Raw genomic sequence first — 20675 nt, 5'->3', positions numbered from 1 at the left:
GGCGTATGGGGCGCGTCATTCCGCGCCCCGAACGGACGAACGCGCCCCGAACCGAGGGGAGGGGAACCCAGCCGACGAGCCTCGGCACAGCCCGGGCCGGCGTCGGCTAGAATAAGAGGATGCTTCGGCGCTCCCGGCGCCGCATCCACCCCATCCCGCCGAACCAGGAGGTTCCCCATGGCCGGACGTGACAAGGGCATCATCGACCCGCCCATCGACGCTCTGCTCGACAAGGTCGACTCGAAGTACCAGCTCGTCATCTACGCGTCCAAGCGCGCGCGTCAGATCAACGACTACTACTCCGACCTGCACGAGGGAAACCTCTTCGACAACGTGGGACCCCTGGTCGACTCCACCGTCGAAGACAAGCCCCTCACGATCGCGCTGCACGAAATCCACGAAGACAAGCTGCGCCTGCGCGCTGCGGAGTAATCCACAGCCTGCGCACTCTCGTGATCTGTTCACAGATGTGACGATGCCCCGGGCGGCTCATCGCCGCCCGGGGCATACTTGTGCCCATCCCCGCCCCACACTTCTCCGGAGTCGTTTTGACCGACCTGCGCCTGTTCACGTCCGAGTCCGTCACCGAGGGTCACCCCGACAAGATCTGCGACCAGATCTCCGACAGCATCCTCGACGCCATCCTGACCGAGGACCCCACCGGTCGCGTGGCTGTCGAGACGCTCGTCACGACCGGTCTCGTCCATGTCGCCGGTGAGGTGTCCACCCGCGCGTACGTCGAGATCCCGGCGATCGTGCGCGACGTGGTCAACCGCATCGGGTACACCTCGAGCGACACCGGCTTCGACGGCGACTCGTGCGGCGTCTCGGTCTCGATCGGAGCTCAGTCCTCCGACATCGCCGCGGGCGTCAACAAGGCCTTCGAGCAGCGTGAGCGCGGCTCCGTCGACCCGCGCGACCTCCAGGGCGCCGGCGATCAGGGCATCATGTTCGGCTTCGCCACCAACGAGACCCCGCAGCTCATGCCCATGGCCGCCTGGACCGCTCATCGCATCGCCGAGCGTCTGGCATCCGTCCGCAAAGACGGGTCGCTGCCGTTCCTGCGCCCCGACGGCAAGACGCAGGTGACCCTGGGATACGACGGCCTCGTGCCCCGGACGGTCGACTCCGTCGTGCTGTCGACGCAGCACCACCCCGACATCTCGCAGGAAGATCTGCGCGCCGAGGTGCAGGCCGCCGTCATCGACCCGGTGCTGGCCGAGACCGGCCTCGAGCTGCCCGACGTGAAGTACTACATCAACCCGGCCGGGCCCTTCGTCATCGGCGGCCCCAAGGGAGACGCGGGTCTCACGGGCCGCAAGATCATCATCGACACCTACGGCGGCGCCTCGCGGCACGGCGGCGGCGCCTTCAGCGGCAAAGACCCGTCCAAGGTCGACCGTTCGGCCGCGTACGCCATGCGCTGGGTCGCGAAGAACGCGGTCGCCGCGGGTCTCGCCGACCGGCTCGAGGTGCAGGTCGCGTACGCGATCGGCAAGGCGAACCCCGTCGGCCTGTACGTGGAGTCGTTCGGCACCGCGCACGTGGCCGACGACGCGATCGTGCGGGCGATCCACGAGGTCTTCGACCTGCGCCCGGCAGCGATCGTCGACCAGCTCGACCTGCTGCGCCCGATCTACGCGCAGACCGCGACGTACGGTCACTTCGGCCGCGAACTGCCCGATTTCACGTGGGAGCGCACCGACCGCGTCGACGAGCTGCGTACCGCCGCCGGACTCTGAGAGTGCGTGGGGGAGTACGCCCCGGAACCGACGACCGCCGCCGCACCCGGGGAGTGAGCTCGTGAGCGAGCGTCGTGTCGCGCGCGTGCAGCTCGAGTCGCCCGTGCCGCAGCTCGACCGGCTCTTCGATTACGCCGTCCCGCACCCGCTGGTCGCCGACACGGCCCCGGGCGTCCGGGTGAAGGTGCCGCTGCGCTCCGCCGGGCGCATGATGGACGCCTTCGTCATCGAGGTGGTGGCCGACGACGGCTCCGAGCGACCATTGTCGGCGGTCGAGGCGGTCGTCTCACCGATGCCGGTGCTCCCCGACCGTCTGTACACGCTCGCGCGGCGGGTGGCGGATCGCGCGGCCGGCTCGGTGAGCGACGTTTTGCGCCTCGCCGTACCCAAGCGGATGGTGCGCGCCGAGAAAGCGTGGGCCGCCGCTCCGCCGCCGACCGCGCCCGAGGTCGGGCCCGCCGCCCTCGAGCGCGCCACCGCGACGCTCGCACCCTACGAGGGCCTCGCCGCCGCTCTCGACGCCGGGGAGCGGATCGCCGTCGACGCGCCTCCCCGGCCGCACGCGGAACTGCCCCGCGGCGCCTGGGCCGACCTGCTCGCGTCCGCCGCCGTGCACACCCTCGCCAGAGGACGCAGCGCCGTGCTCGTGGTCCCCGACTACCGTGACCAGGCCCAGCTGATGGCGGCGCTGGGCGAACTCGTGAGCCCGGATGCCATCGTCCGCGACGACTCCGACCAGTCCGGTCCCGCGCGCTACGCGCAGTACCTCCGAACCCTCGCCCCCGTACCGTGCATCGTCGTCGGCCGCCGCTCGGGCGTCTACGCCCCCGCGCACCAGACCGGTCTCGTGGCCATCTGGGACGACGGCGACACGCTCCTGGCCGAACCCCTCGCCCCCGGCGTCCACGCGCGCGACGCCGCTCTGGTGCGGCAGGAGCTCGAGGGCTCGGCCCTGCTGTTCGCGGGGCACACCCGCTCGACCGACGTTCAACGGCTGGTCGAGGTCGGCTACGTCCGCGACATCCCGCAGACGCGCAAGCCGAGCCCGCGCGTGGTGCTGAGCGCGACACGCGAGGGCGAGCAGCGGCAGTCGCGCGTCCCGTCGTCGGCGTTCGCCGCCGCGCGCGAGGCCCTGCAGAACGGCCCGGTGCTCGTGCAGGTCGCCCGCCCCGGCTACGCCCCCTCTCTCGTCTGCGCCGATTGCCGGCGTCCCGCGCGCTGTCAGCACTGCGCGGGCCCCCTGCGCGCGGCCCGTCCGGGCGCCACTCCCGTATGCGCCTGGTGCGGCCGCAGCGCCCACGCCTGGGCCTGCGGTCACTGCGGCTCGACGAAGCTGCGCATGGCCTCCTCCGGAAGTGAGCGCACCGCCGACGAACTGGGTCGCGCCTTCCCGAACACACGCGTGATCGTCGCCGACGGCACCCACCCGGTGGCCGAGGTCGACGCGACCCCCGCTCTCGTGATCGCCACGCGCGGTGCCGAGCCGCTCGCCCGCGGGGGGTACCGCGCCGTGATCCTCCTCGACGGCGACCGCATGCTGCAGAACGAAGCCCTGCGCATCGGCGAGCACTGCCTGCGCTGGTGGTCGAACGCCGCAGCCCTGGCCGCGCCGGGCGCTCCCGTTCACCTCGTGGGGGTCGCCGGCCCCGTCGCCCGAGCCCTCGCGACCTGGACGCAGCCCGCCTACGCCCGGGGCGAGCTCCTCGACCGCCTTCCCCTGCGCATGCCGCCGGCCGTGCGCGTGGCGAGCGTCGACGGACACGCCCGGAGCGTCGACGTGCTGCTCGAGTCGCTGCGCGAGAGCGTCCCCGACCTCGATGCACTCGCGATCCTCGGTCCGGTCGACACCTCCACCGCCCCCGACGTCTCGACGTCGCGCGCCCTCGTGCGCTTCGACTACGCCCATGGCCGCGCGGTGGCCGAGGCGCTGCGCGCCGGAGTCATCGCCGACGCCCTCCGCGCGCGCAAGTCGCGCAAGGATCGCGGTCCGAAGCCGCGCAGTACGCTCAGAGTCCGCCTCGACATCCCCGAGCCCGACCTCTGAGCGGCGGCTCCCACCCCGTCCGACCGTTCCCGAGAGTCTGAGGAGACCCATGCGCCTCGTCTTCGCCGGCACCCCCGCCGTCGCCGTCCCGTCGTTGCGAGCCCTGGCATCCGGCCCGCACGAGGTCGCGGCCGTCGTAACCCGCAGCGACGCCCCGATCGGCCGTAAGCGCGTTCTCACGCCGTCGCCGGTCGCGCAGGCCGCCGACGAGCTCGGCATCCCGGTAATCAAAGCCGACCGGCTGGATGCCGAGGCCACCGACGAGATCACCGCTCTCGATGCGCAGCTCGGGGTGATCGTGGCCTACGGGGGTCTCGTTCGCGAGCCTCTGCTGTCGACGCCCGACCACGGGTGGATCAACCTGCACTTCTCCCTGCTCCCGCGCTGGCGGGGTGCCGCCCCCGTGCAGCGGGCGCTCATGGCGGGCGACACCGTGACGGGAGCGAGCGTCTTCCAACTGGTCGCCGCCCTCGACGCCGGAGACGTCTTCGCCGAGGAGCGCTACGACATCCCCGCGGGGGCCACCTCGGCTGACCTGCTCGACGCCCTCGCCGAGGTCGGGGCCCCGCTGCTCGCCCGTGTCGTGGACGGCATCGCCGACGGCACCGCGATCTCGACGCCGCAGAAGGGCGAGCCCACGTTGGCTCCCAAGCTCACGCTCGCCGACGGCGCCCTCGATTTCACCCGGGATGCCGACAGCCTCCTGCACCAGATCGCCGGGGTCACGCCCGAACCCGGCGCGCACACCACGCTCGAGCGAGCGCGGTTCAAGGTGCTGCGCGCCGCCCCCGCGGACGCCCCGCCGCTGCCGCCCGGCCGGGTCACGGCATCCGGCAAAGACGTGCTCGTCGGCACCGGGACCACGCCTCTGCGACTCGAGACCGTTCAGCCGGCCGGCAAGGGGGCCATGGCCGCGGGCGACTGGTTCCGCGGCCTGCGTTCGAGCGAGCCGGAGCTGGGCGCGTGAGCGTGCAGGGAGCACGCGCCGTCGCGTTCGACGTGCTGCGCGCGGTGTCCGAAGACGAGGCCTACGCCAACCTCCTCCTGCCGCACGCGATCGTCCGACAGCGGCTGGATGCCAAGGACGCGGCGCTCGCGACCGAGTTGACGTACGGCACCCTGCGTCGCCGCGGCACGTACGACGCGATCATCGCCACCGCGGCCGACCGGACGATCGAACGCATCGACCCCGCGGTCCTCGATGCTCTGCGCCTCGGCGTGCACCAGTTGCTGTCGACGCGGGTGGCCTCCCACGCCGCGGTGAACGAGTCCGTCGAGCTCGCGCGTCGCCACGGCGGGGGCAAGGGCGCGGCGGGCTTCGCGAACGCGGTGCTACGCCGGGTGTCGCGCGACAACCCCGGTCAGTGGATGCAGCGCATCGCGGCGGGCGCCCGCAGCGACGACGAGCGCATCGGCCTGACCACGTCGCACCCCGTGTGGATCGTCCGGGCGCTGCGCCGCGCCCTGAACGCCGAGGGCCGCGCCGACGAGCTGGAGGGGCTGCTTGAGGCCGACAACGTCGCTCCGCGCGTCGCGATGATCGCCCTGCCGGGCCTCGCCGAAACACCCGACGACGCCACCGCCGGCCGGTTCGCTCCCACCGCCTTCACCACGCGCGGAGGAGATCCCGAGGGGCTGATCCGTTCGTCGGGCGGTCGCGTGCGCGTGCAGGACGAGGGCTCGCAGCTCGCCGCCCTGGCGCTCAGCCGCGTACTGCCCGTGCACGAGGGGGAGCGCTGGCTCGACCTCTGCGCGGGCCCGGGCGGAAAGACGGCGCTGCTGGCGGCCGAAGCCCTCGCTCACGGCGCGCACCTCGACGCCAACGAGATCTCCCCGGCCCGAGCGGGACTGGTGCGCCAGGCCGTGGCATCCGTTCCTCTCGAGGTCGAGGTCAGCGAAGAGGACGGACGCGAGCGCGCGGCCCGGATGCCGGGGGAGTACGACCGCATCCTCGTCGACGCCCCGTGCACGGGGATCGGCGCGCTGCGTCGCCGCCCCGAAGCCCGGTGGCGGAAGACCCCCGCCGACGTCCCCGAGCTCACCGCCCTGCAGCAGGAGCTGGTTCTCGCGGCCTTCGAGGCGCTCAAGCCCGGCGGGGTCGTGGCCTACGTCACGTGCTCGCCGCACCTGGCCGAGACCTCGGGTGTCCTCGCCGAGGTCAAGCGCGCGCTGGGCGACGCCGCGGAAGAGCTCGACGCTCGCGCCGTCGTGCGCGGGATCGCGCAGGACGAGATCGATCTGCCGGATCAGGCCGACGGGTCGCTCCGCGCGCAACTGTGGCCCCACCGCCACGGCACGGACGCGATGTCGATCGCCCTGCTTCGCAAGCGCTGAGCCCGCGCACGCGCGTCCCCGCCGCTGTTCTGGCGTGAGGGGCCACATTCTGTCGCCGAGGCACGCTCTGGGCGACACCTTTCGGCCCCTCACGCGCGCGCTCGTTCCGCACGGATAATGGTCGGGTGCCTAACGACGCCCCGCGCATCAACCCGAGCATCCTCGCCGCCGACTTCGTGAACATGGAGGCCGAGCTCGCACGCATCGCGGGCGCCGATTTCGTCCACGTCGACGTGATGGACAACCACTTCGTGCCGAACCTGACGTTCGGTCCGCAGATGGTGGGCCGCATCCAGGAGACGAGCCCCGTTCCGCTCGACGTGCACCTCATGATCGAAGACCCCGACCGCTGGGCTCCCGCGTACGCCGAGCTCGGGGCGGCCTCGGTCACCTTCCACCTCGAGGCCGCGGCATCCCCGGTCTCCCTCGCCCGCCGGCTGCGGTCGATCGGGGCGCGAGCCGGTGTCGCGGTCAAGCCCGGGACGCCCGTCGAGAACCTCTTCGAGTCGCTGAACGAGTTCGATCAGATCCTCGTCATGACGGTCGAGCCGGGCTTCGGCGGTCAGTCGTTCATGCCCGAGACCATGCCCAAGCTCCGCGCCCTCGCCGACGAGGCGAAACGCCGGGGCTCGAGCGTGTGGCTGCAGGTCGACGGGGGCATCGGGGAGTCCACGATCGCGCAGGCCGCCGAGGCCGGGGCCGACACGTTCGTCGCCGGTTCCGCGGTCTTCGGTGCCGACGAGCCCGACCGTGCGATCCAATCCCTTCGCGCGTCCGCAGCCCGCCACCGCCACTGACGCCCGCGCGGCGAGCCGCGCCCGACCCGGTTCACACCGTGCCGGCCCCGGTGAATGACGCCGCGCCCGCGCCGACCATGCCGCGCCCGCGCCGACCATGCCGCGCCCCGGCCGTTGCGCCCGTCCCGCGTCGGCGGAGTCACGCATAAACGCGATCCGCACGCATAAACGCGCTCTCCTCGTGTTTCCACGCGCGAGAAGCGTTTATGCATGGCCCACCCCGCGGCATCCGGATGCCGGCAACCCGGCCGCCCCGGACACGCCCCCGCCCGCACCGAGCACGGCGCGCACCGCACCGCTCCTCACCGCACCGCGCGCATAAACGCGATCCGCGCACATAAACGCGCTCTCCCCGTGTTTCCACGCGCGAGAAGCGTTTATGCGTGAAGCGGCCCGCTCGCGGTCCCGGCTCCACGCCCACACCCCGGCCCCACACTCCAGGCCCGCACCCCGCCACCCGCGACCCTTCTCGCGTCCCCCCGCCACCCGCGACCGTACCCCGCGGACAGCCCCACCCCCGCCGACCCGATACCCTGGACGAGTGAAGACCTTCGACGACCTGTTCGCGGAACTCAGCGCCAAGGCCGTCGAGCGACCCGAGGGGTCCGGCACCGTCGCTCAGCTCGACGCCGGCGTGCACGCCATCGGCAAGAAGATCGTCGAAGAGGCCGCCGAGGTGTGGATGGCCGCCGAGTACGAGTCCGACGCGGCCGCGGCCGAAGAGATCTCGCAGTTGCTCTACCACCTGCAGACGCTCATGCTCGCGAAGGGCCTGTCGCTCGAAGACGTCTACCGACATCTCTGAGCCGCGCTCTCGACCCCCCGCTCCCTTCAACACGAAAGCCCCCGACATGCTGCGCATCGCCGTGCCGAACAAGGGGTCGCTCGCCGAGACCGCCGCCGAGATGCTCTCGGAGGCCGGGTACACCGGACGACGCGACTCGAAAGACCTCTACACCGTCGACCCCGCCAACGAGGTCGAGTTCTTCTACCTGCGCCCGCGTGACATCGCGACCTACGTCGGTTCGGGCGCGCTCGACGTCGGCATCACGGGCCGCGACCTGCTGCTCGACGCCCGCATGCCCGGAGCCCGGGAGGTCGAGTCGCTCGGCTTCGCCGGCTCCACCTTCCGCTTCGCCGGTCGCCCCGGGCGTTTCACCGACGTCCAGGACCTCGAGGGTCTCCGTGTCGCCACCGCCTACCCGGGCCTGGTGGATGCGTTCCTCGACGAGCGCGGCATCGCCGTCGACATCGTCCCGCTCGATGGAGCCGTCGAATCCGCCGTCCAGCTCGGAGTGGCGGATGCCGTGGCCGACGTCGTCTCGACCGGTACGACGCTGCGCCAGGCGGGCCTGGAGATCTTCGGGCCCGTGCTCCTCGAGAGCGACGCCGTGCTGATCTCGGGTCCGAACGAGGTCGACGGCACCGAGACGCTGCTGCGGCGCCTGCGCGGCGTCCTCGCCGCGCGCAAGTACGTGCTCGTCGACTACGACCTGCCCGCGAACCTCGTCGACCAGGCGATCGCCGTGGCCCCCGGCCTCGAATCGCCGACGATCTCGCCGCTGCGCGACCCCGAGTGGGTGGCCGTGCGCGTGATGAGCCCGCGTCGCGACGTGAACCGCGTCATGGACGAGCTCTACGCGATCGGCGCACGGGCGATCCTGGTCACCGAGATCCTCGCCGCGAGGCTCTGATGACTCTCGCGCGTCGCGTCATCCCGTGCCTCGACGTCGCGGCGGGCCGCGTCGTGAAGGGCGTGAACTTCCTCGACCTGCGCGACATGGGCGACCCGGTCGAGCTCGCGAAGCTCTACTTCGACCAGGGCGCCGACGAGGTCACCTTCCTCGATGTCACCGCCACCGTCGACGAGCGCTCGACGACGTACGACGTCGTCCGCCGCACCGCCGAGCAGGTCTTCATCCCGCTCACCGTCGGCGGGGGAGTGCGCTCGGCCGAGGACGTGGCGCGTCTTCTGGCCGTCGGCGCCGACAAGATCGGCGTGAACTCCGCCGCGATCGCCCGGCCCGACCTGATCGGCGAGATCGCCGATCGCTTCGGCGCGCAGGTGGTCGTGCTCTCGCTCGACGTGAAGCGCTCGGCATCCACCCCCTCCGGTTTCGTCGTGACCACGCACGGTGGGCGCACCGAGACGACCCTCGACGCGCTCGAGTGGGCGCGCGAGGCGGTCGAGCGCGGAGCGGGCGAGCTCTTGGTCAACTCGATCGACGCCGATGGCACGAAGCAGGGCTTCGACCTCGAACTGGTGCGCCTCATGCGTCAGGCCGCCGCGGTCCCGGTCATCGCGTCGGGAGGCGCGGGACAGCTCGAGCACTTCGCCCCCGCGATCCAGGCCGGCGCCGACGCCGTCCTCGCCGCCTCCGTGTTCCACTCCGGTCAGCTGACCGTGGGACAGGTGAAAGACGCCATGGCCGCCGAGGGAATCGAGGTGCGCCGATGAGCGTCGACCGGGTGAAGTACGACGCCGACGGCCTGGTGGCCGCGGTGATCCAGCAGTTCGACTCGCGCGAGGTGCTCATGGTCGGATGGATGGATGCCGAGGCCCTGCGCCGCACCCTCACCACCGGCCGCGTGACGTTCTGGTCGCGCTCGCGTCAGGAGTACTGGCGCAAGGGCGACACCTCGGGCCACATCCAGCTCGTGAAGGGCGCGCGCCTCGACTGCGACGGCGACACCCTGCTCATCGAGGTCGACCAGGTCGGCGCCGCGTGCCACACGGGCGATCACACGTGTTTCGACGCCGACGACCTGCAGCCGGTCGTGGGGGAGCGCTGATGCGTCGCGCCCGCTCCTCGGCGGTGCTCGCGATGCTGCTGGCCGGAGCGATCGGCGTGATCGCCTCGACCCAGACTTGGATCGACGTCACCCTCGACGACGGGGCCCAGCAGACGCTTGCCGTCCCGGGAGCCGAGGCCCTCCCGGTGCTCACTCCGCTGAGTCTGGCCGCCCTGGCGCTGGGGGCCGCCCTCTCGATCGTCGGGCCCGTCCTGCGCTACGTCTTCGGTGCGCTCGGCGTGCTGATCGCGGCTTTCGTCGGCTTCGGCACCGTGCAGATCCTCGTCGCCACCCCGGTCTCGGCGACCGCGGCGACCGTCACCGATGCCACGGGCATCTCGGGCACGGATGCCGTGGCCTCGCTCGTCTCGGACATGTCGCTGACCCCGTGGCCCTCGGTGACGCTGGTCGCGCAGATCGTCCTGCTCGCGGCATCCCTCTTCACCCTCGTCACCGCACGTCGCTGGGTCTCGGGCGCGAGCCGCAAGTACCGCACCACGACCGAGGCGGGTGCCGAGACCGGGCGTCCGCACGACGCGATCGATTCGTGGGACGACCTCTCGCGCGGCGACGACCCGACCGCCTGAGCGGATCCCTCCGACATCGAGACGTCGTCGCCGGGAGCGCACCCGTGCTTCGGTAGACTGATCCGACGCTTTCCCCCGCGCTCGCGCGCGACTGTAAGGAGCCCCATGAGCAACCCCATCGGCGATCCCGGCCACGGACACTCGCCCGCCGCCTGGACGACCGTGATCATCATGCTCGTCGCGTTCACGCTCGGCACGCTGTTCTTCTGGCTCGACATGCCCGTCCTGGTGTGGGCCTCAGTGGGTCTGCTCCTCGTCGGCGCGATCGTCGGCTGGGCCATGACCAAGGCCGGCTACGGCGCGAACGGCGCGAAGTCCAACCCGAAGGCGCACTGATGGCACTGGCCGATCTCACGGCCGGGGCGGTAGAAGACGCCGAGGAGCGCGCCCAGTCGCGGCCCCTCGCCGAGGTGGAGCGCGACGCCCTCGCGCAGGTGCCCGCGCGTGACGCGCTGGCGATGCTCGCTCCCGCCGACCGCGTGAAGATCATCGCCGAGGTCAAGCGGGCGAGCCCGTCCCGTGGCGACCTCGCGGCGATCCCCGACCCAGCACGTCAGGCGCGTCTGTACGAAGAGGGCGGCGCGTCGGCGATCTCGGTGCTCACCGAACGCCGCAAGTTCAAAGGCAGCCTGGCCGACCTCGAGGCCGTTCGGTCGGCCGTGAGCGTACCGGTGCTGCGCAAGGACTTCATCGCCACGCCGTATCAGGTGCTCGAGGCTCGTGCGTCCGGCGCCGACCTCGTGCTGTTGATCGTCGCGGCTCTCGACCAGAAGACCCTCACCGAGCTCTACGGTCTCGTCACCGACCTCGGCATGACGGCGCTCGTCGAGACGCACTCCGCCGAAGAGCTCGAGCGCGCATCCGAGCTCGGCGCGAAGCTCATCGGCGTCAACGCCCGCAACCTTTCCACCTTCGAGCTCGACCGCGATCTGTTCGGCTCTCTCGCCGACCGGTTCCCGGCCGACGCGATCAAGATCGCCGAGTCCGCGGTCCTCGCGCCCACCGACGTCGCGCACTACCGTGCTGCGGGCGCCGACATCGTGCTCGTGGGCGAAGCCCTCGTCACCGGCGACCCCGTCGCCACGCTCCGCGCGTTCCTCCAGGAGACGACATGACCACCGCTCCCACCCCGAGCCTGCGCGACCAGAAGGGGCCGTTCTTCGGCGACTTCGGCGGTCGCTACATGCCCGAGTCGCTGATCGCGGCGATCGACGAGCTCACCGAGGTCTACGAGTCGGCGATGGCCGACCCCGAATTCCACGCCGAGTTGCGCGCCCTGCTGCACGACTACGCGGGTCGCCCCTCGGTGCTCACCGAGGTGCCGCGCTTCGCGGAGCACGCGGGCGGGGCTCGCGTCTTCCTCAAGCGCGAAGACCTCAATCACACCGGCTCGCACAAGATCAACAACGTCCTCGGCCAGGCCCTGCTCACCAAGCGCCTCGGCAAGACGCGCGTGATCGCCGAGACCGGTGCGGGCCAGCACGGTGTCGCCACCGCCACGGCCGCCGCCCTGTTCGGCCTCGAGTGCGTCGTCTACATGGGCGAGGTCGACACCGAGCGACAGGCTCTGAACGTCGCGCGCATGCGCCTGCTCGGCGCCGAGGTCGTTCCCGTCACGACCGGTTCGCGCACCCTGAAGGACGCCATCAACGAGGCGTACCGCGATTGGGTGGCCTCGGTCGAGACGACCAACTACATCTTCGGCACGGCCGCGGGGCCCCATCCGTTCCCCGCGATGGTCCGTGACTTCCAGAAGATCATCGGCGAAGAGACGCGCGAGGAGTTCCTCCAGCGCCTCGGGCGCCTCCCCGACGCCGTCTTCGCGTGCGTCGGCGGCGGATCCAACGCGATCGGCATGTTCGACGCCTTCCTCGACGACGAGGGCGTCGCCCTCTACGGCGTCGAAGCGGCCGGCGACGGTGTCGACACGCCCCAGCACGCGGCATCCATCGAACGCGGCCGTCCGGGCGTCCTGCACGGTGCCCGCACGTACGTACTGCAGGACGAAGACGGCCAGACGGTCGAGTCGCACTCGATCTCGGCGGGCCTCGACTATCCCGGCGTCGGACCCGAGCACGCGTGGCTCGCCGACATCGGCCGCGCGCAGTACATCCCCGCGACCGACGACGAGGCCATGCAGGCGCTGCGCCTGTTGTCGCGCACCGAGGGCATCATCCCCGCGATCGAATCCGCTCATGCCCTCGCGGGGGCCCTGCGCGTCGGTCGTGAACTGGGACCGGATGCCGTCATCGCGATCAACCTGTCCGGTCGCGGCGACAAAGACATGGACACCGCCGCGCGGTACTTCGACCTGTACGACGCAGAGCACGCTCCCGAGACGCCCGAGGGGGCGACGCAGACCCGCGCCGCCGAGACGGTGGCATCCGCTCCCGGCTCGCCCGTCGACGTGACGCCCGCGCCCGACGCCGCCAGCGGCGCCGGAGTGGAACTGTGACCTCGCGCGTCTCCGCGGCCATCGACGCCGCCCACGCCGAGGGCCGCGGCGCGTTCGTCGGTTACCTGCCCGCAGGCTTCCCCGACGTGGCGACCAGCATCGAGGCCGCCGTCGCCCTCGCCGAGGCCGGTGCCGATGTCATCGAGCTCGGACCGCCCTACAGCGACCCGGTGATGGATGGCCTGGTCATCCAGGAGGCGACGCAGACGGCTCTCGCGAACGGGTTCCGCATGGCGGATCTGTTCACGATCATCCGCGAGGTCACCGCCCGCACCGACGTACCGATCCTCGTCATGACCTACTGGAACCTCGTCGAGCAGTACGGCGTGGACCGCTACGCCGATCAGCTCGTCGCGGCCGGCGGAGCGGGGCTCATCACGCCCGACATCACCCCCGACGCCGGCGCCGCGTGGATCGCCGCGAGCGAGCGTACCGGCCTCGACCGCGTGTTCCTGGCCGCACCCACCTCGTCGGACGAGCGGCTGCGCATGATCGTCGAAGCCTCGACGGGCTTCGTCTACACCGTGTCGACGATGGGCATCACGGGGGAGCGGGCGTCTCTCGACGCCGCCGCCCGCGGCCTCGTGGAGCGCCTGCGCTCCTTCGGAGCCCAGCACGCCTGCGTGGGTATCGGCATCTCGAACGCCGAGCAGGTCGCCGGTGTCGTCGAGTACGCCAACGGGGCGATCGTGGGCACCGCGCTGGTCAAGGCCCTCCGGGACGGCGGCGTCGAGGGCCTGTCGACCCTGGCGCGGGAGCTGTCTGCGGGCACCGCGCGGCGCGCCTAGACTCGAACCCATGACGTTCGCCCTCTCGAGCGCCGCCTCCGGCGTGCTCGCCAGCATCCCGAGCCCGACCATCTCGTACGTCGACCTCGGTCCGCTCCGCATCCACTTCTATGCCCTGTGCATCGTCGCGGGCATCATCGTCGCGGTCTTCCTGACGAACGCGCGCCTGACGCGTCGGGGCGCCGAGAAGTGGGTCGTCATCGACATCTGCCTGCTGGCGGTTCCGCTCGCGATCGTCGCAGCGCGCATCTACCACGTGGCCACGCACGCCGGGTTCTACTTCGGGCCGGGCTCGAACCCCTGGAACATCACCCAGCCGGGCTCCGTGTGGGCGATCTGGGAGGGTGGCATCGCAATCTACGGCGCCCTCATCGGTGGCGCGATCGGCGCCATCCTCGGCTGCCGTTGGACTGGCATCCGCTTCTGGACCTTCGCCGACGCACTGGCTCCGGGCCTCATCATCGCCCAGGCGATGGGCCGCTTCGGCAACTGGTTCAACCAGGAGCTCTTCGGCCAGCCCACCGATCTCCCGTGGGGTCTCGAGATCGCCGCGGGCAACCCCGCGATCCCCGTCGGACTGCCAGCGGGCACGCTTTTCCAGCCGACTTTCCTCTACGAGGTCATCTGGAACCTGCTCGGCGCCGCGGTCATCCTGTACGTCGGAAAGCGCTTCACCCTGCAGTGGGGCAAGCAGTTCGCCATCTACCTCGTCTGGTACTCCGCGGGCCGAATCGTCTGGGAATCCATTCGAATCGACCCCAGCGACATCATCCTGGGCCTGCGCACCAACGTCTGGGCGGCGATCTTCGGCGTCATCCTGGGCGTGGTCATCTTCGTCGTGCAGTCGCGCCGTCACCACGGTCTGGAGCCGTCGCCGTACGTGCCCGGACGCGAGTCGAAGGCTGCGGGGGCTGTAGACTCAGGCGACCCCTCTGACTTCGTCGACGTGAGCGAGCCGCCCGCGACGAGCGACACCGTCGGCACCAGCGCCACAAGCAGCCCCGCCACGAACTAACTCCCTGGGCCGACGTCGTCCCATTCGAAGCATCAACGTGAGGACGGTTGATATGGCTTCCAGCCTGCGTTCCGACACCGTCGGAGGCGCATTCCCCGCCCGTCAGGGAATGTACGACCCGTCGTTCGAGAAAGACGCCTGTGGCCTCGCCATGGTCGCCACTCTCCGCGGCGAAGCCGGACACGACATCATCGATCTGGCGCTGACGGCGCTGCGCAACCTCGAGCACCGCGGTGCCATCGGTTCCGACGCGGGTACCGGTGACGGCGCCGGCATCCTGACCCAGATGCCGGACGCGTTCCTGCGCGCGGTGGTCGACTTCGACCTGCCGCCGGTGGGGGAGTACGCCGCCGGAATGGTGTTCCTGCCGCTCGGCCACGACGAACGCGCCGCCATGAAGGCCGGTATCGAAGAGATCGCCCGCCACGAGAACCTCGAGGTCCTCGGCTGGCGCGAGGTGCCCGTCGAGACCGAGAACCTCGGAAAGCTCGCGTACGAGGCGCGCCCCGCGTTCGAGCAGCTCTTCGTCTCGCGCCCCGCCACGGGCGACCAGCCGGCGCTCTCGGGCATCGCGCTCGACCGCCGCGTCTACCGTCTGCGCAAGCGCGCGCGCCACGAGCTCGAGGCCTACTTCGTGTCGCTGTCGAGCCGCACGCTCGGCTACAAAGGCATGGTCACGACGCTCCAGCTCGAGCCGTTCTACCCCGACCTGCAGGACGAACGTTTCGCCTCCGAGCTCGCGGTCGTGCACTCGCGGTACTCGACCAACACCTTCCCGTCCTGGCCGCTCGCGCAGCCGCTGCGCATGCTCGCCCACAACGGCGAGATCAACACGGTCAAGGGGAACCGCAACTGGATGCGCGCGCGCCAGTCGCAGCTCGAGTCCGAGCTGATCGGCGACGTGCGCCCGCTGCTGCCCATCTGCACCGAGGGCGCCAGCGACTCGGCATCGTTCGACGAGGTCCTCGAACTGCTGACCCTGACCGGTCGCAGCCTGCCCCACGCCATCATGATGATGGTCCCCGAGGCGTACGAGAAGCAGGCGACGATCGACCCCGCCCTGCGCGCCTTCTACGACTTCCACTCCATGCAGATGGAGCCCTGGGACGGTCCCGCCGCGCTGATCTTCACCGACGGCACGCTGGTCGGAGCCACCCTCGACCGCAACGGTCTGCGTCCGGGGCGCTGGACCGAGACCACGGACGGCCTCGTCGTCATCGGCTCCGAGACCGGTGTGCTCGACTTCGCTCCCGAGCGCATCAAGCGCCGCGGTCGGCTGCAGCCGGGTCGCATGTTCCTGGTCGACACGGCCCAGCGTCGCATCGTCGAGGACGAAGAGATCAAGTCCGACCTCGCCGCCCTCCACCCGTGGGGTGAGTGGGTCGACAAGGGGCGGGTCAAGCTCAGCGAGCTGCCCGAGCGCGAGCACATCGTGCACCCCATCGCCTCGATCACGCGTCGCCAGCGCACCTTCGGCTACACCGAAGAAGAGGTGCGCATCCTGTTGACCCCGATGGGCCAGGGCGGCGCCGAGCCCCTGGGCGCGATGGGCAGCGACGCACCGGTCGCGGTGCTCAGCGACCGGCCGCGCCTGCTGTTCGACTACTTCTCTCAGCAGTTCGCGCAGGTCACCAACCCGCCGCTGGACTCGATCCGCGAAGAGGTCGTCACCTCGCTCTCCCTGGGACTCGGCCCCGAGCGCAACCTCCTGGCCTGGGGCCCCCAGCACACCCGCACGGTCACGCTCGACTTCCCCGTGATCGACAACGACGAGCTGGCCAAGATCCAGCACATCGACACGGCCCTGCCGGGTCGTTCGTCGGTGACCATCCGCGGTCTCTACCGTGTCGAGGCCGGGCACAAGGGTCTGCAGAAGCGTCTCACGCAGATGTGCACCGAGGTCGACCAGGCCATCGAGGACGGCGCCGAGTTCATCGTGCTCAGCGACCGCGACTCGAACAAGGACCTGGCGCCGATCCCGTCGCTGCTCATGCTCGCGGCCGTCCACCACCACCTCATCCACAAAGAGACGCGGATGAAGGTGGGTCTCGTGGTCGAGGCCGGCGACGTGCGCGAGGTTCACCACGTGGCGACCCTCATCGGCTACGGCGCGTCGGCGGTCAACCCGTACCTCGCGATGGAGACCGTCGAGTACCTCGTGCGCGCCGGCTTCATCACCGACGTCACGCCCGAGAAGGCCGTCAAGAACCTGATCTATGCGCTCGGCAAGGGCGTGCTGAAGATCATGTCGAAGATGGGCATCTCGACCGTGTCCTCGTACGCGGGTGCGCAGGTGTTCGAGGCGGTCGGCCTGTCGCACGACTTCATCGACGCCTACTTCACGGGCACCGAGACCAAGCTCGGCGGCGTGGGCCTCGACGTCATCGCGGCCGAGAACGCCGCGCGCCACGAGTACGCCTACCCGCAGGACGCGGCGGCCCGTGCGCACGAGCGCCTGTGGACCGGCGGCGAGTACCAGTGGCGCCGCGACGGCGCCCCGCACCTGTTCAATCCCGACACGGTGTTCCGCCTGCAGCACGCGACGCGCGAGCGCCGGTACGACATCTTCCGCGAGTACACCCAGCTGATCGACGACCAGGCCCACGAGCTCAAGACGCTGCGCGGCCTGTTCGGTCTGCGCACCGGCACGCGCCCCGCGGTGCCGATCGACGAGGTCGAGCCCGTCTCGGCGATCGTCAAGCGCTTCTCGACCGGCGCGATGAGCTACGGCTCGATCTCGAAAGAGGCGCACGAGGTGCTCGCCGTCGCGATGAACCGCATCGGCGGCAAGTCGAACACCGGCGAGGGCGGAGAAGACGTCGACCGCCTGCTCGACCCCGAGCGTCGCAGTGCGATCAAGCAGGTGGCATCCGGTCGTTTCGGTGTGACGAGCCTGTACCTGACGCAGGCCGACGACATCCAGATCAAGCTCGCGCAGGGCGCCAAGCCCGGCGAGGGTGGTCAGCTTCCGCCGACCAAGGTCTACCCGTGGGTGGCGCGCACGCGTCACGCGACAGCCGGCGTCGGGCTCATCTCGCCGCCGCCGCACCACGACATCTACTCGATCGAAGACCTCAAGCAGCTCATCTTCGACCTCAAGCGCGCCAACCCCTCGGCCCGCATCCACACCAAGCTGGTCAGCCAGTCGGGTATCGGTGCGGTCGCGGCGGGTGTCGCCAAGGCCCTGAGCGACGTCATCCTGGTCTCGGGTCAGGACGGCGGCACGGGCGCGAGCCCGATGAACTCGCTCAAGCACGCGGGGACGCCGTGGGAGCTGGGCCTGGCCGAGACGCAGCAGACGCTCATGCTCAACGGCATGCGCGACCGCGTGGTCGTGCAGGTCGACGGGCAGATGAAGACCGGCCGCGACGTCATCATCGGCGCGCTCCTGGGCGCCGAGGAGTTCGGTTTCGCCACCGCACCGCTCGTCGTCTCGGGCTGCATCATGATGCGCGTCTGCCACCTCGACACCTGCCCCGTGGGCGTCGCGACGCAGAACCCCGTCCTGCGCGAGCGCTTCACCGGCAAGGCCGAGTACATCGTCAACTTCATGGAGTTCATCGCTCAGGAAGTGCGCGAGTACCTCGCCGCCATGGGTTACCGCTCGATCGACGAGATCGTGGGTCGTTCGGAGCTGCTGGATGCCAACGAGGCGATCCAGCACTGGAAGGCCCGGGGACTCAACCTCGCGCCGATCCTCGAGGGGCCCCGCTTCGCCGAGGACGAGCCGCGTCGCCACGCGCGCAACCAGGATCACGAGCTCAACGACCACTTCGACGTGCAGCTCATCGAGCGCGCGCAGGACGTCATCGCCCACGGCGGACAGCTCACGATCGACCTGCCGATCCGCAACACCGCTCGCGCGGTGGGGACCATGCTCGGCCACCACGTCACGAAGGCGCGAGGCGAGCACGGTCTGCCGGAAAACTCGATCGACGTGCGCCTGACCGGGTCGGCCGGACAATCGTTCGGTGCGTTCATGCCCGCCGGCATCACGCTGCGCCTCGAGGGCGACTCGAACGACTACGTCGGCAAGGGCCTATCGGGCGGGACGATCGTCGTACGGCCGCCGCGCGGATCGACGTTCGAGGCCTCCGAGAACGTCATCGCCGGCAACGTCATCGGCTACGGCGCCACGCAGGGGCAGATGTTCCTGAACGGCGTCGTGGGCGAGCGGTTCCTCGTGCGCAACTCGGGCGCCACGGCGGTCGTCGAGGGCGTGGGCGACCACGCGCTCGAATACATGACCGGTGGTCTGGCCGTCATCCTCGGCGCCACCGGCCGCAACCTGGGCGCCGGCATGTCGGGCGGTCAGGCCTACGTCTACAAGCTCGACCGTGATCTGGTGAACCGCGAGGCCATGGCATCCGGTGAGCTCGAGCTCGGTTCCCTCGGATCGGGGGATGCCGAGATCCTCCGCGACCTGCTCGCCAAGCACGTCGCGGAGACCGATTCCACGCTGGCCCGTCGTCTGCTCGAGGACTTCGAGGCCGAGGTGGACAACTTCGTCCGGGTGCTGCCGCGCGACTACGCCGCTGTGCTGCAGACCCGCCAGGAGGCGGTCACCGAGGGGCTCGACCCCGACGGCGACGTCGTCTGGAAGCGCATTCTGGAGGTGACGGGTGGCTGACCCGAAGGGCTTTCTCAAGGTCACGGAGCGCGAGCTCCCCAAGCGCCGGCCGGTGCCGGTGCGCATCATGGACTGGAAAGAGGTGTACGAGCCGGGTGATTCGGCCGTCATCAAGCGCCAGGCCGGTCGCTGCATGGACTGCGGCATCCCGTTCTGCCACAAGGGCTGCCCGCTCGGCAACCTGATCCCCGAGTGGAACGACCTCACCTGGCGCGGCGAGGGCCGCGCGGCGATCGAGCGCCTGCACGCGACCAACAACTTCCCGGAGTTCACCGGTCGTCTGTGCCCCGCACCCTGCGAGAGCTCGTGCGTGCTGGGCATCAACCAGCCGGCCGTCACGATCAAGCAGGTCGAGGTCTCGATCATCGACGAGGCGTTCGGAAACGGCTGGGTCGAGCCCGAGCCGCCGGAGCGTCTGACCGGGAAGACGGTTGCCGTCGTCGGCTCCGGCCCCGCCGGCCTCGCGGCCGCCCAGCAGCTCACGCGCGCCGGTCACACGGTGGCGGTGTTCGAGCGCGACGACCGCATCGGCGGACTGCTGCGTTACGGCATCCCCGACTTCAAGATGGAGAAGCGCCACCTCGAGCTGCGCCTGCGGCAGATGCAGGCCGAGGGCACGCGCTTCCGCGCCGGTGTCGAGATCGGCAAGGACGTGTCGTGGAGCGACCTGCGCGCCCGCTACGACGCCGTCGTGGTGGCCACCGGCTCCACGGTGCCGCGCGACCTGGCCATCCCCGGCCGCGACCTCGACGGCGTCCACTACGCCATGGAGTACCTCATCGAGGGCAACAAGGCCGTCGCGGGCGACCAGGTGCCGCACCAGATCACGGCCGAGGGCAAGCACGTCGTCGTCATCGGCGGTGGTGACACCGGAGCCGACTGCATCGGCACGGCGCACCGCCAGGGCGCACTGAGCGTGACCAACCTCGCGATCGGCAAGCAGCCCCCGTCGGAGCGTCCCGCCGAACAGCCTTGGCCGATGATGCCGAACCTGTTCGAGATGGCCTCCGCGCACGAAGAGGGCGGGGAGCGCTCGTTCCTCGCCTCGACGGTGGAGTTCCTCGGCAACGCCGCGGGAGAGGTGCGCGCGCTGCGCGTCGCCGAGACGGAGTACGTCGACGGTCGGCGCGTGCCCAAGAGCGGCACCGAGCGCGAGATCCCGGCCGACCTGGTGCTCATCGCGATGGGCTTCACCGGCCCGGAGCGCGAGCACCTCGAGAGCCAGCTCGGCACGCAGTTCACGAACCGCGGCAACGTGGAGCGCGACGCGACCTACGCCACCACCACGCCGGGGGTGTTCGTCGCCGGCGATGCCGGACGCGGACAGTCCCTCATCGTGTGGGCCATCGCCGAGGGCCGCGCGGCCGCCGCCGAGGTCGACACGTTCCTCATGGGCGAGACGGTGCTGCCCGCACCGGTGCGCCCGACCGATGTCGCCATCGGCCTCCTGCCCGCCTAAGCTGGCAAGGGCCGATCGGCCACTTCCCGAA

Annotated in this window: 18 protein-coding genes; all 18 read left to right on the top strand. The window is 70.7% G+C overall.

What is annotated here, in order from left to right; translation table 11 throughout:
- Window positions 1-177 precede the first annotated feature (177 nt).
- The 18 genes from rpoZ (at window position 178) to J2X55_RS13740 (ending at window position 20644) form a co-directional block, all read left to right on the top strand.
- Complete coding sequence (rpoZ, locus tag J2X55_RS13825) at window positions 178-432, top strand: DNA-directed RNA polymerase subunit omega (protein ID WP_055837405.1); 255 nt, start codon at window positions 178-180, stop codon at window positions 430-432.
- A gap of 116 nt (window positions 433-548) precedes the next feature.
- Window positions 549-1742: a methionine adenosyltransferase gene (gene metK / locus J2X55_RS13820; protein ID WP_115918589.1), complete on the top strand. Its 1194-nt coding sequence runs from the start codon at window positions 549-551 to the stop codon at window positions 1740-1742.
- 61 nt (window positions 1743-1803) lie between these two features.
- On the top strand, window positions 1804-3786 hold the full coding sequence (locus J2X55_RS13815) for a primosomal protein N' (RefSeq protein WP_309824090.1): 1983 nt from the start codon (window positions 1804-1806) through the stop codon (window positions 3784-3786).
- Between the two features lie 49 nt (window positions 3787-3835).
- Window positions 3836-4753: a methionyl-tRNA formyltransferase gene (fmt, locus tag J2X55_RS13810; protein WP_115918593.1), complete on the top strand. Its 918-nt coding sequence runs from the start codon at window positions 3836-3838 to the stop codon at window positions 4751-4753.
- A 2-nt stretch (window positions 4754-4755) separates the two neighbouring features.
- Window positions 4756-6120 carry a transcription antitermination factor NusB gene (locus J2X55_RS13805; RefSeq protein WP_309824251.1) on the top strand — a complete coding sequence of 455 codons (1365 nt, stop codon included), beginning with the start codon at window positions 4756-4758 and terminating at the stop codon, window positions 6118-6120.
- A gap of 125 nt (window positions 6121-6245) precedes the next feature.
- Complete coding sequence (gene rpe / locus J2X55_RS13800) at window positions 6246-6917, top strand: ribulose-phosphate 3-epimerase (protein ID WP_309824088.1); 672 nt, start codon at window positions 6246-6248, stop codon at window positions 6915-6917.
- Between the two features lie 541 nt (window positions 6918-7458).
- Entirely contained in the window at window positions 7459-7722 is a 264-nt protein-coding gene (locus J2X55_RS13795; RefSeq protein WP_055837422.1) for a phosphoribosyl-ATP diphosphatase, read from the top strand.
- Window positions 7723-7768: 46 nt separating this feature from the next.
- A complete protein-coding gene (gene hisG, locus J2X55_RS13790) occupies window positions 7769-8611 on the top strand; it encodes an ATP phosphoribosyltransferase (RefSeq protein ID WP_115918597.1) in 843 nt (280 codons plus the stop codon).
- On the top strand, window positions 8611-9375 hold the full coding sequence (gene hisF, locus J2X55_RS13785; RefSeq protein WP_309824086.1) for an imidazole glycerol phosphate synthase subunit HisF: 765 nt from the start codon (window positions 8611-8613) through the stop codon (window positions 9373-9375). Before hisG ends, hisF begins: the two co-directional genes overlap by 1 nt.
- Window positions 9372-9710: a phosphoribosyl-AMP cyclohydrolase gene (hisI, locus tag J2X55_RS13780; protein ID WP_115918601.1), complete on the top strand. Its 339-nt coding sequence runs from the start codon at window positions 9372-9374 to the stop codon at window positions 9708-9710. Before hisF ends, hisI begins: the two co-directional genes overlap by 4 nt.
- The gene (locus J2X55_RS13775; protein ID WP_309824085.1) at window positions 9710-10297 is read left to right on the top strand and encodes a Trp biosynthesis-associated membrane protein; all 588 of its coding nucleotides are present in this window, start codon (window positions 9710-9712) and stop codon (window positions 10295-10297) included. The genes hisI and J2X55_RS13775 overlap by 1 nt, the downstream gene beginning before the upstream one ends.
- 105 nt (window positions 10298-10402) lie before the next feature.
- A complete protein-coding gene (locus tag J2X55_RS13770) occupies window positions 10403-10633 on the top strand; it encodes a DUF6704 family protein (protein ID WP_115918605.1) in 231 nt (76 codons plus the stop codon).
- Window positions 10633-11412 carry an indole-3-glycerol phosphate synthase TrpC gene (trpC, locus tag J2X55_RS13765; RefSeq protein ID WP_115918607.1) on the top strand — a complete coding sequence of 260 codons (780 nt, stop codon included), beginning with the start codon at window positions 10633-10635 and terminating at the stop codon, window positions 11410-11412. Before J2X55_RS13770 ends, trpC begins: the two co-directional genes overlap by 1 nt.
- Entirely contained in the window at window positions 11409-12752 is a 1344-nt protein-coding gene (trpB, locus tag J2X55_RS13760; protein WP_309824084.1) for a tryptophan synthase subunit beta, read from the top strand. Before trpC ends, trpB begins: the two co-directional genes overlap by 4 nt.
- Window positions 12749-13540, top strand: a complete 792-nt coding sequence (gene trpA, locus J2X55_RS13755; protein ID WP_309824082.1) for a tryptophan synthase subunit alpha — start codon at window positions 12749-12751, stop codon at window positions 13538-13540. Before trpB ends, trpA begins: the two co-directional genes overlap by 4 nt.
- A gap of 10 nt (window positions 13541-13550) precedes the next feature.
- Window positions 13551-14555 (top strand): prolipoprotein diacylglyceryl transferase, encoded by a 1005-nt coding sequence (lgt, locus tag J2X55_RS13750; protein WP_115918613.1) that lies wholly within the window; start codon window positions 13551-13553, stop codon window positions 14553-14555.
- Window positions 14556-14607: 52 nt separating this feature from the next.
- Complete coding sequence (gene gltB / locus J2X55_RS13745; protein WP_309824079.1) at window positions 14608-19185, top strand: glutamate synthase large subunit; 4578 nt, start codon at window positions 14608-14610, stop codon at window positions 19183-19185.
- Window positions 19178-20644: a glutamate synthase subunit beta gene (locus J2X55_RS13740; protein WP_115918617.1), complete on the top strand. Its 1467-nt coding sequence runs from the start codon at window positions 19178-19180 to the stop codon at window positions 20642-20644. The genes gltB and J2X55_RS13740 overlap by 8 nt, the downstream gene beginning before the upstream one ends.
- Window positions 20645-20675: the final 31 nt, after the last annotated feature.

Source organism: Microbacterium sp. 1154 (genome assembly GCF_031455375.1).
Taxonomy (GTDB): Bacteria; Actinomycetota; Actinomycetes; order Actinomycetales; family Microbacteriaceae; genus Microbacterium.
The sequence above is the reverse complement of the archived record's forward strand: the minus strand, read 5'-3'. Positions and strand labels throughout refer to the sequence as shown.

Excerpts from the sequence above, each read along its gene's own strand:
- gltB (WP_309824079.1), top strand. The coding sequence starts at position 14,608 with ATGGCTTCCAGCCTGCGTTCCGACACCGTCGGAGGCGCATTCCCCGCC.
- lgt (WP_115918613.1), top strand. The coding sequence starts at position 13,551 with ATGACGTTCGCCCTCTCGAGCGCCGCCTCCGGCGTGCTCGCCAGCATC.
- rpoZ (WP_055837405.1), top strand. The coding sequence starts at position 178 with ATGGCCGGACGTGACAAGGGCATCATCGACCCGCCCATCGACGCTCTG.
- J2X55_RS13770 (WP_115918605.1), top strand. The coding sequence starts at position 10,403 with ATGAGCAACCCCATCGGCGATCCCGGCCACGGACACTCGCCCGCCGCC.
- J2X55_RS13775 (WP_309824085.1), top strand. The coding sequence starts at position 9,710 with ATGCGTCGCGCCCGCTCCTCGGCGGTGCTCGCGATGCTGCTGGCCGGA.
- trpB (WP_309824084.1), top strand. The coding sequence starts at position 11,409 with ATGACCACCGCTCCCACCCCGAGCCTGCGCGACCAGAAGGGGCCGTTC.
- hisI (WP_115918601.1), top strand. The coding sequence starts at position 9,372 with ATGAGCGTCGACCGGGTGAAGTACGACGCCGACGGCCTGGTGGCCGCG.
- fmt (WP_115918593.1), top strand. The coding sequence starts at position 3,836 with ATGCGCCTCGTCTTCGCCGGCACCCCCGCCGTCGCCGTCCCGTCGTTG.
- hisF (WP_309824086.1), top strand. The coding sequence starts at position 8,611 with ATGACTCTCGCGCGTCGCGTCATCCCGTGCCTCGACGTCGCGGCGGGC.
- trpC (WP_115918607.1), top strand. The coding sequence starts at position 10,633 with ATGGCACTGGCCGATCTCACGGCCGGGGCGGTAGAAGACGCCGAGGAG.
- hisG (WP_115918597.1), top strand. The coding sequence starts at position 7,769 with ATGCTGCGCATCGCCGTGCCGAACAAGGGGTCGCTCGCCGAGACCGCC.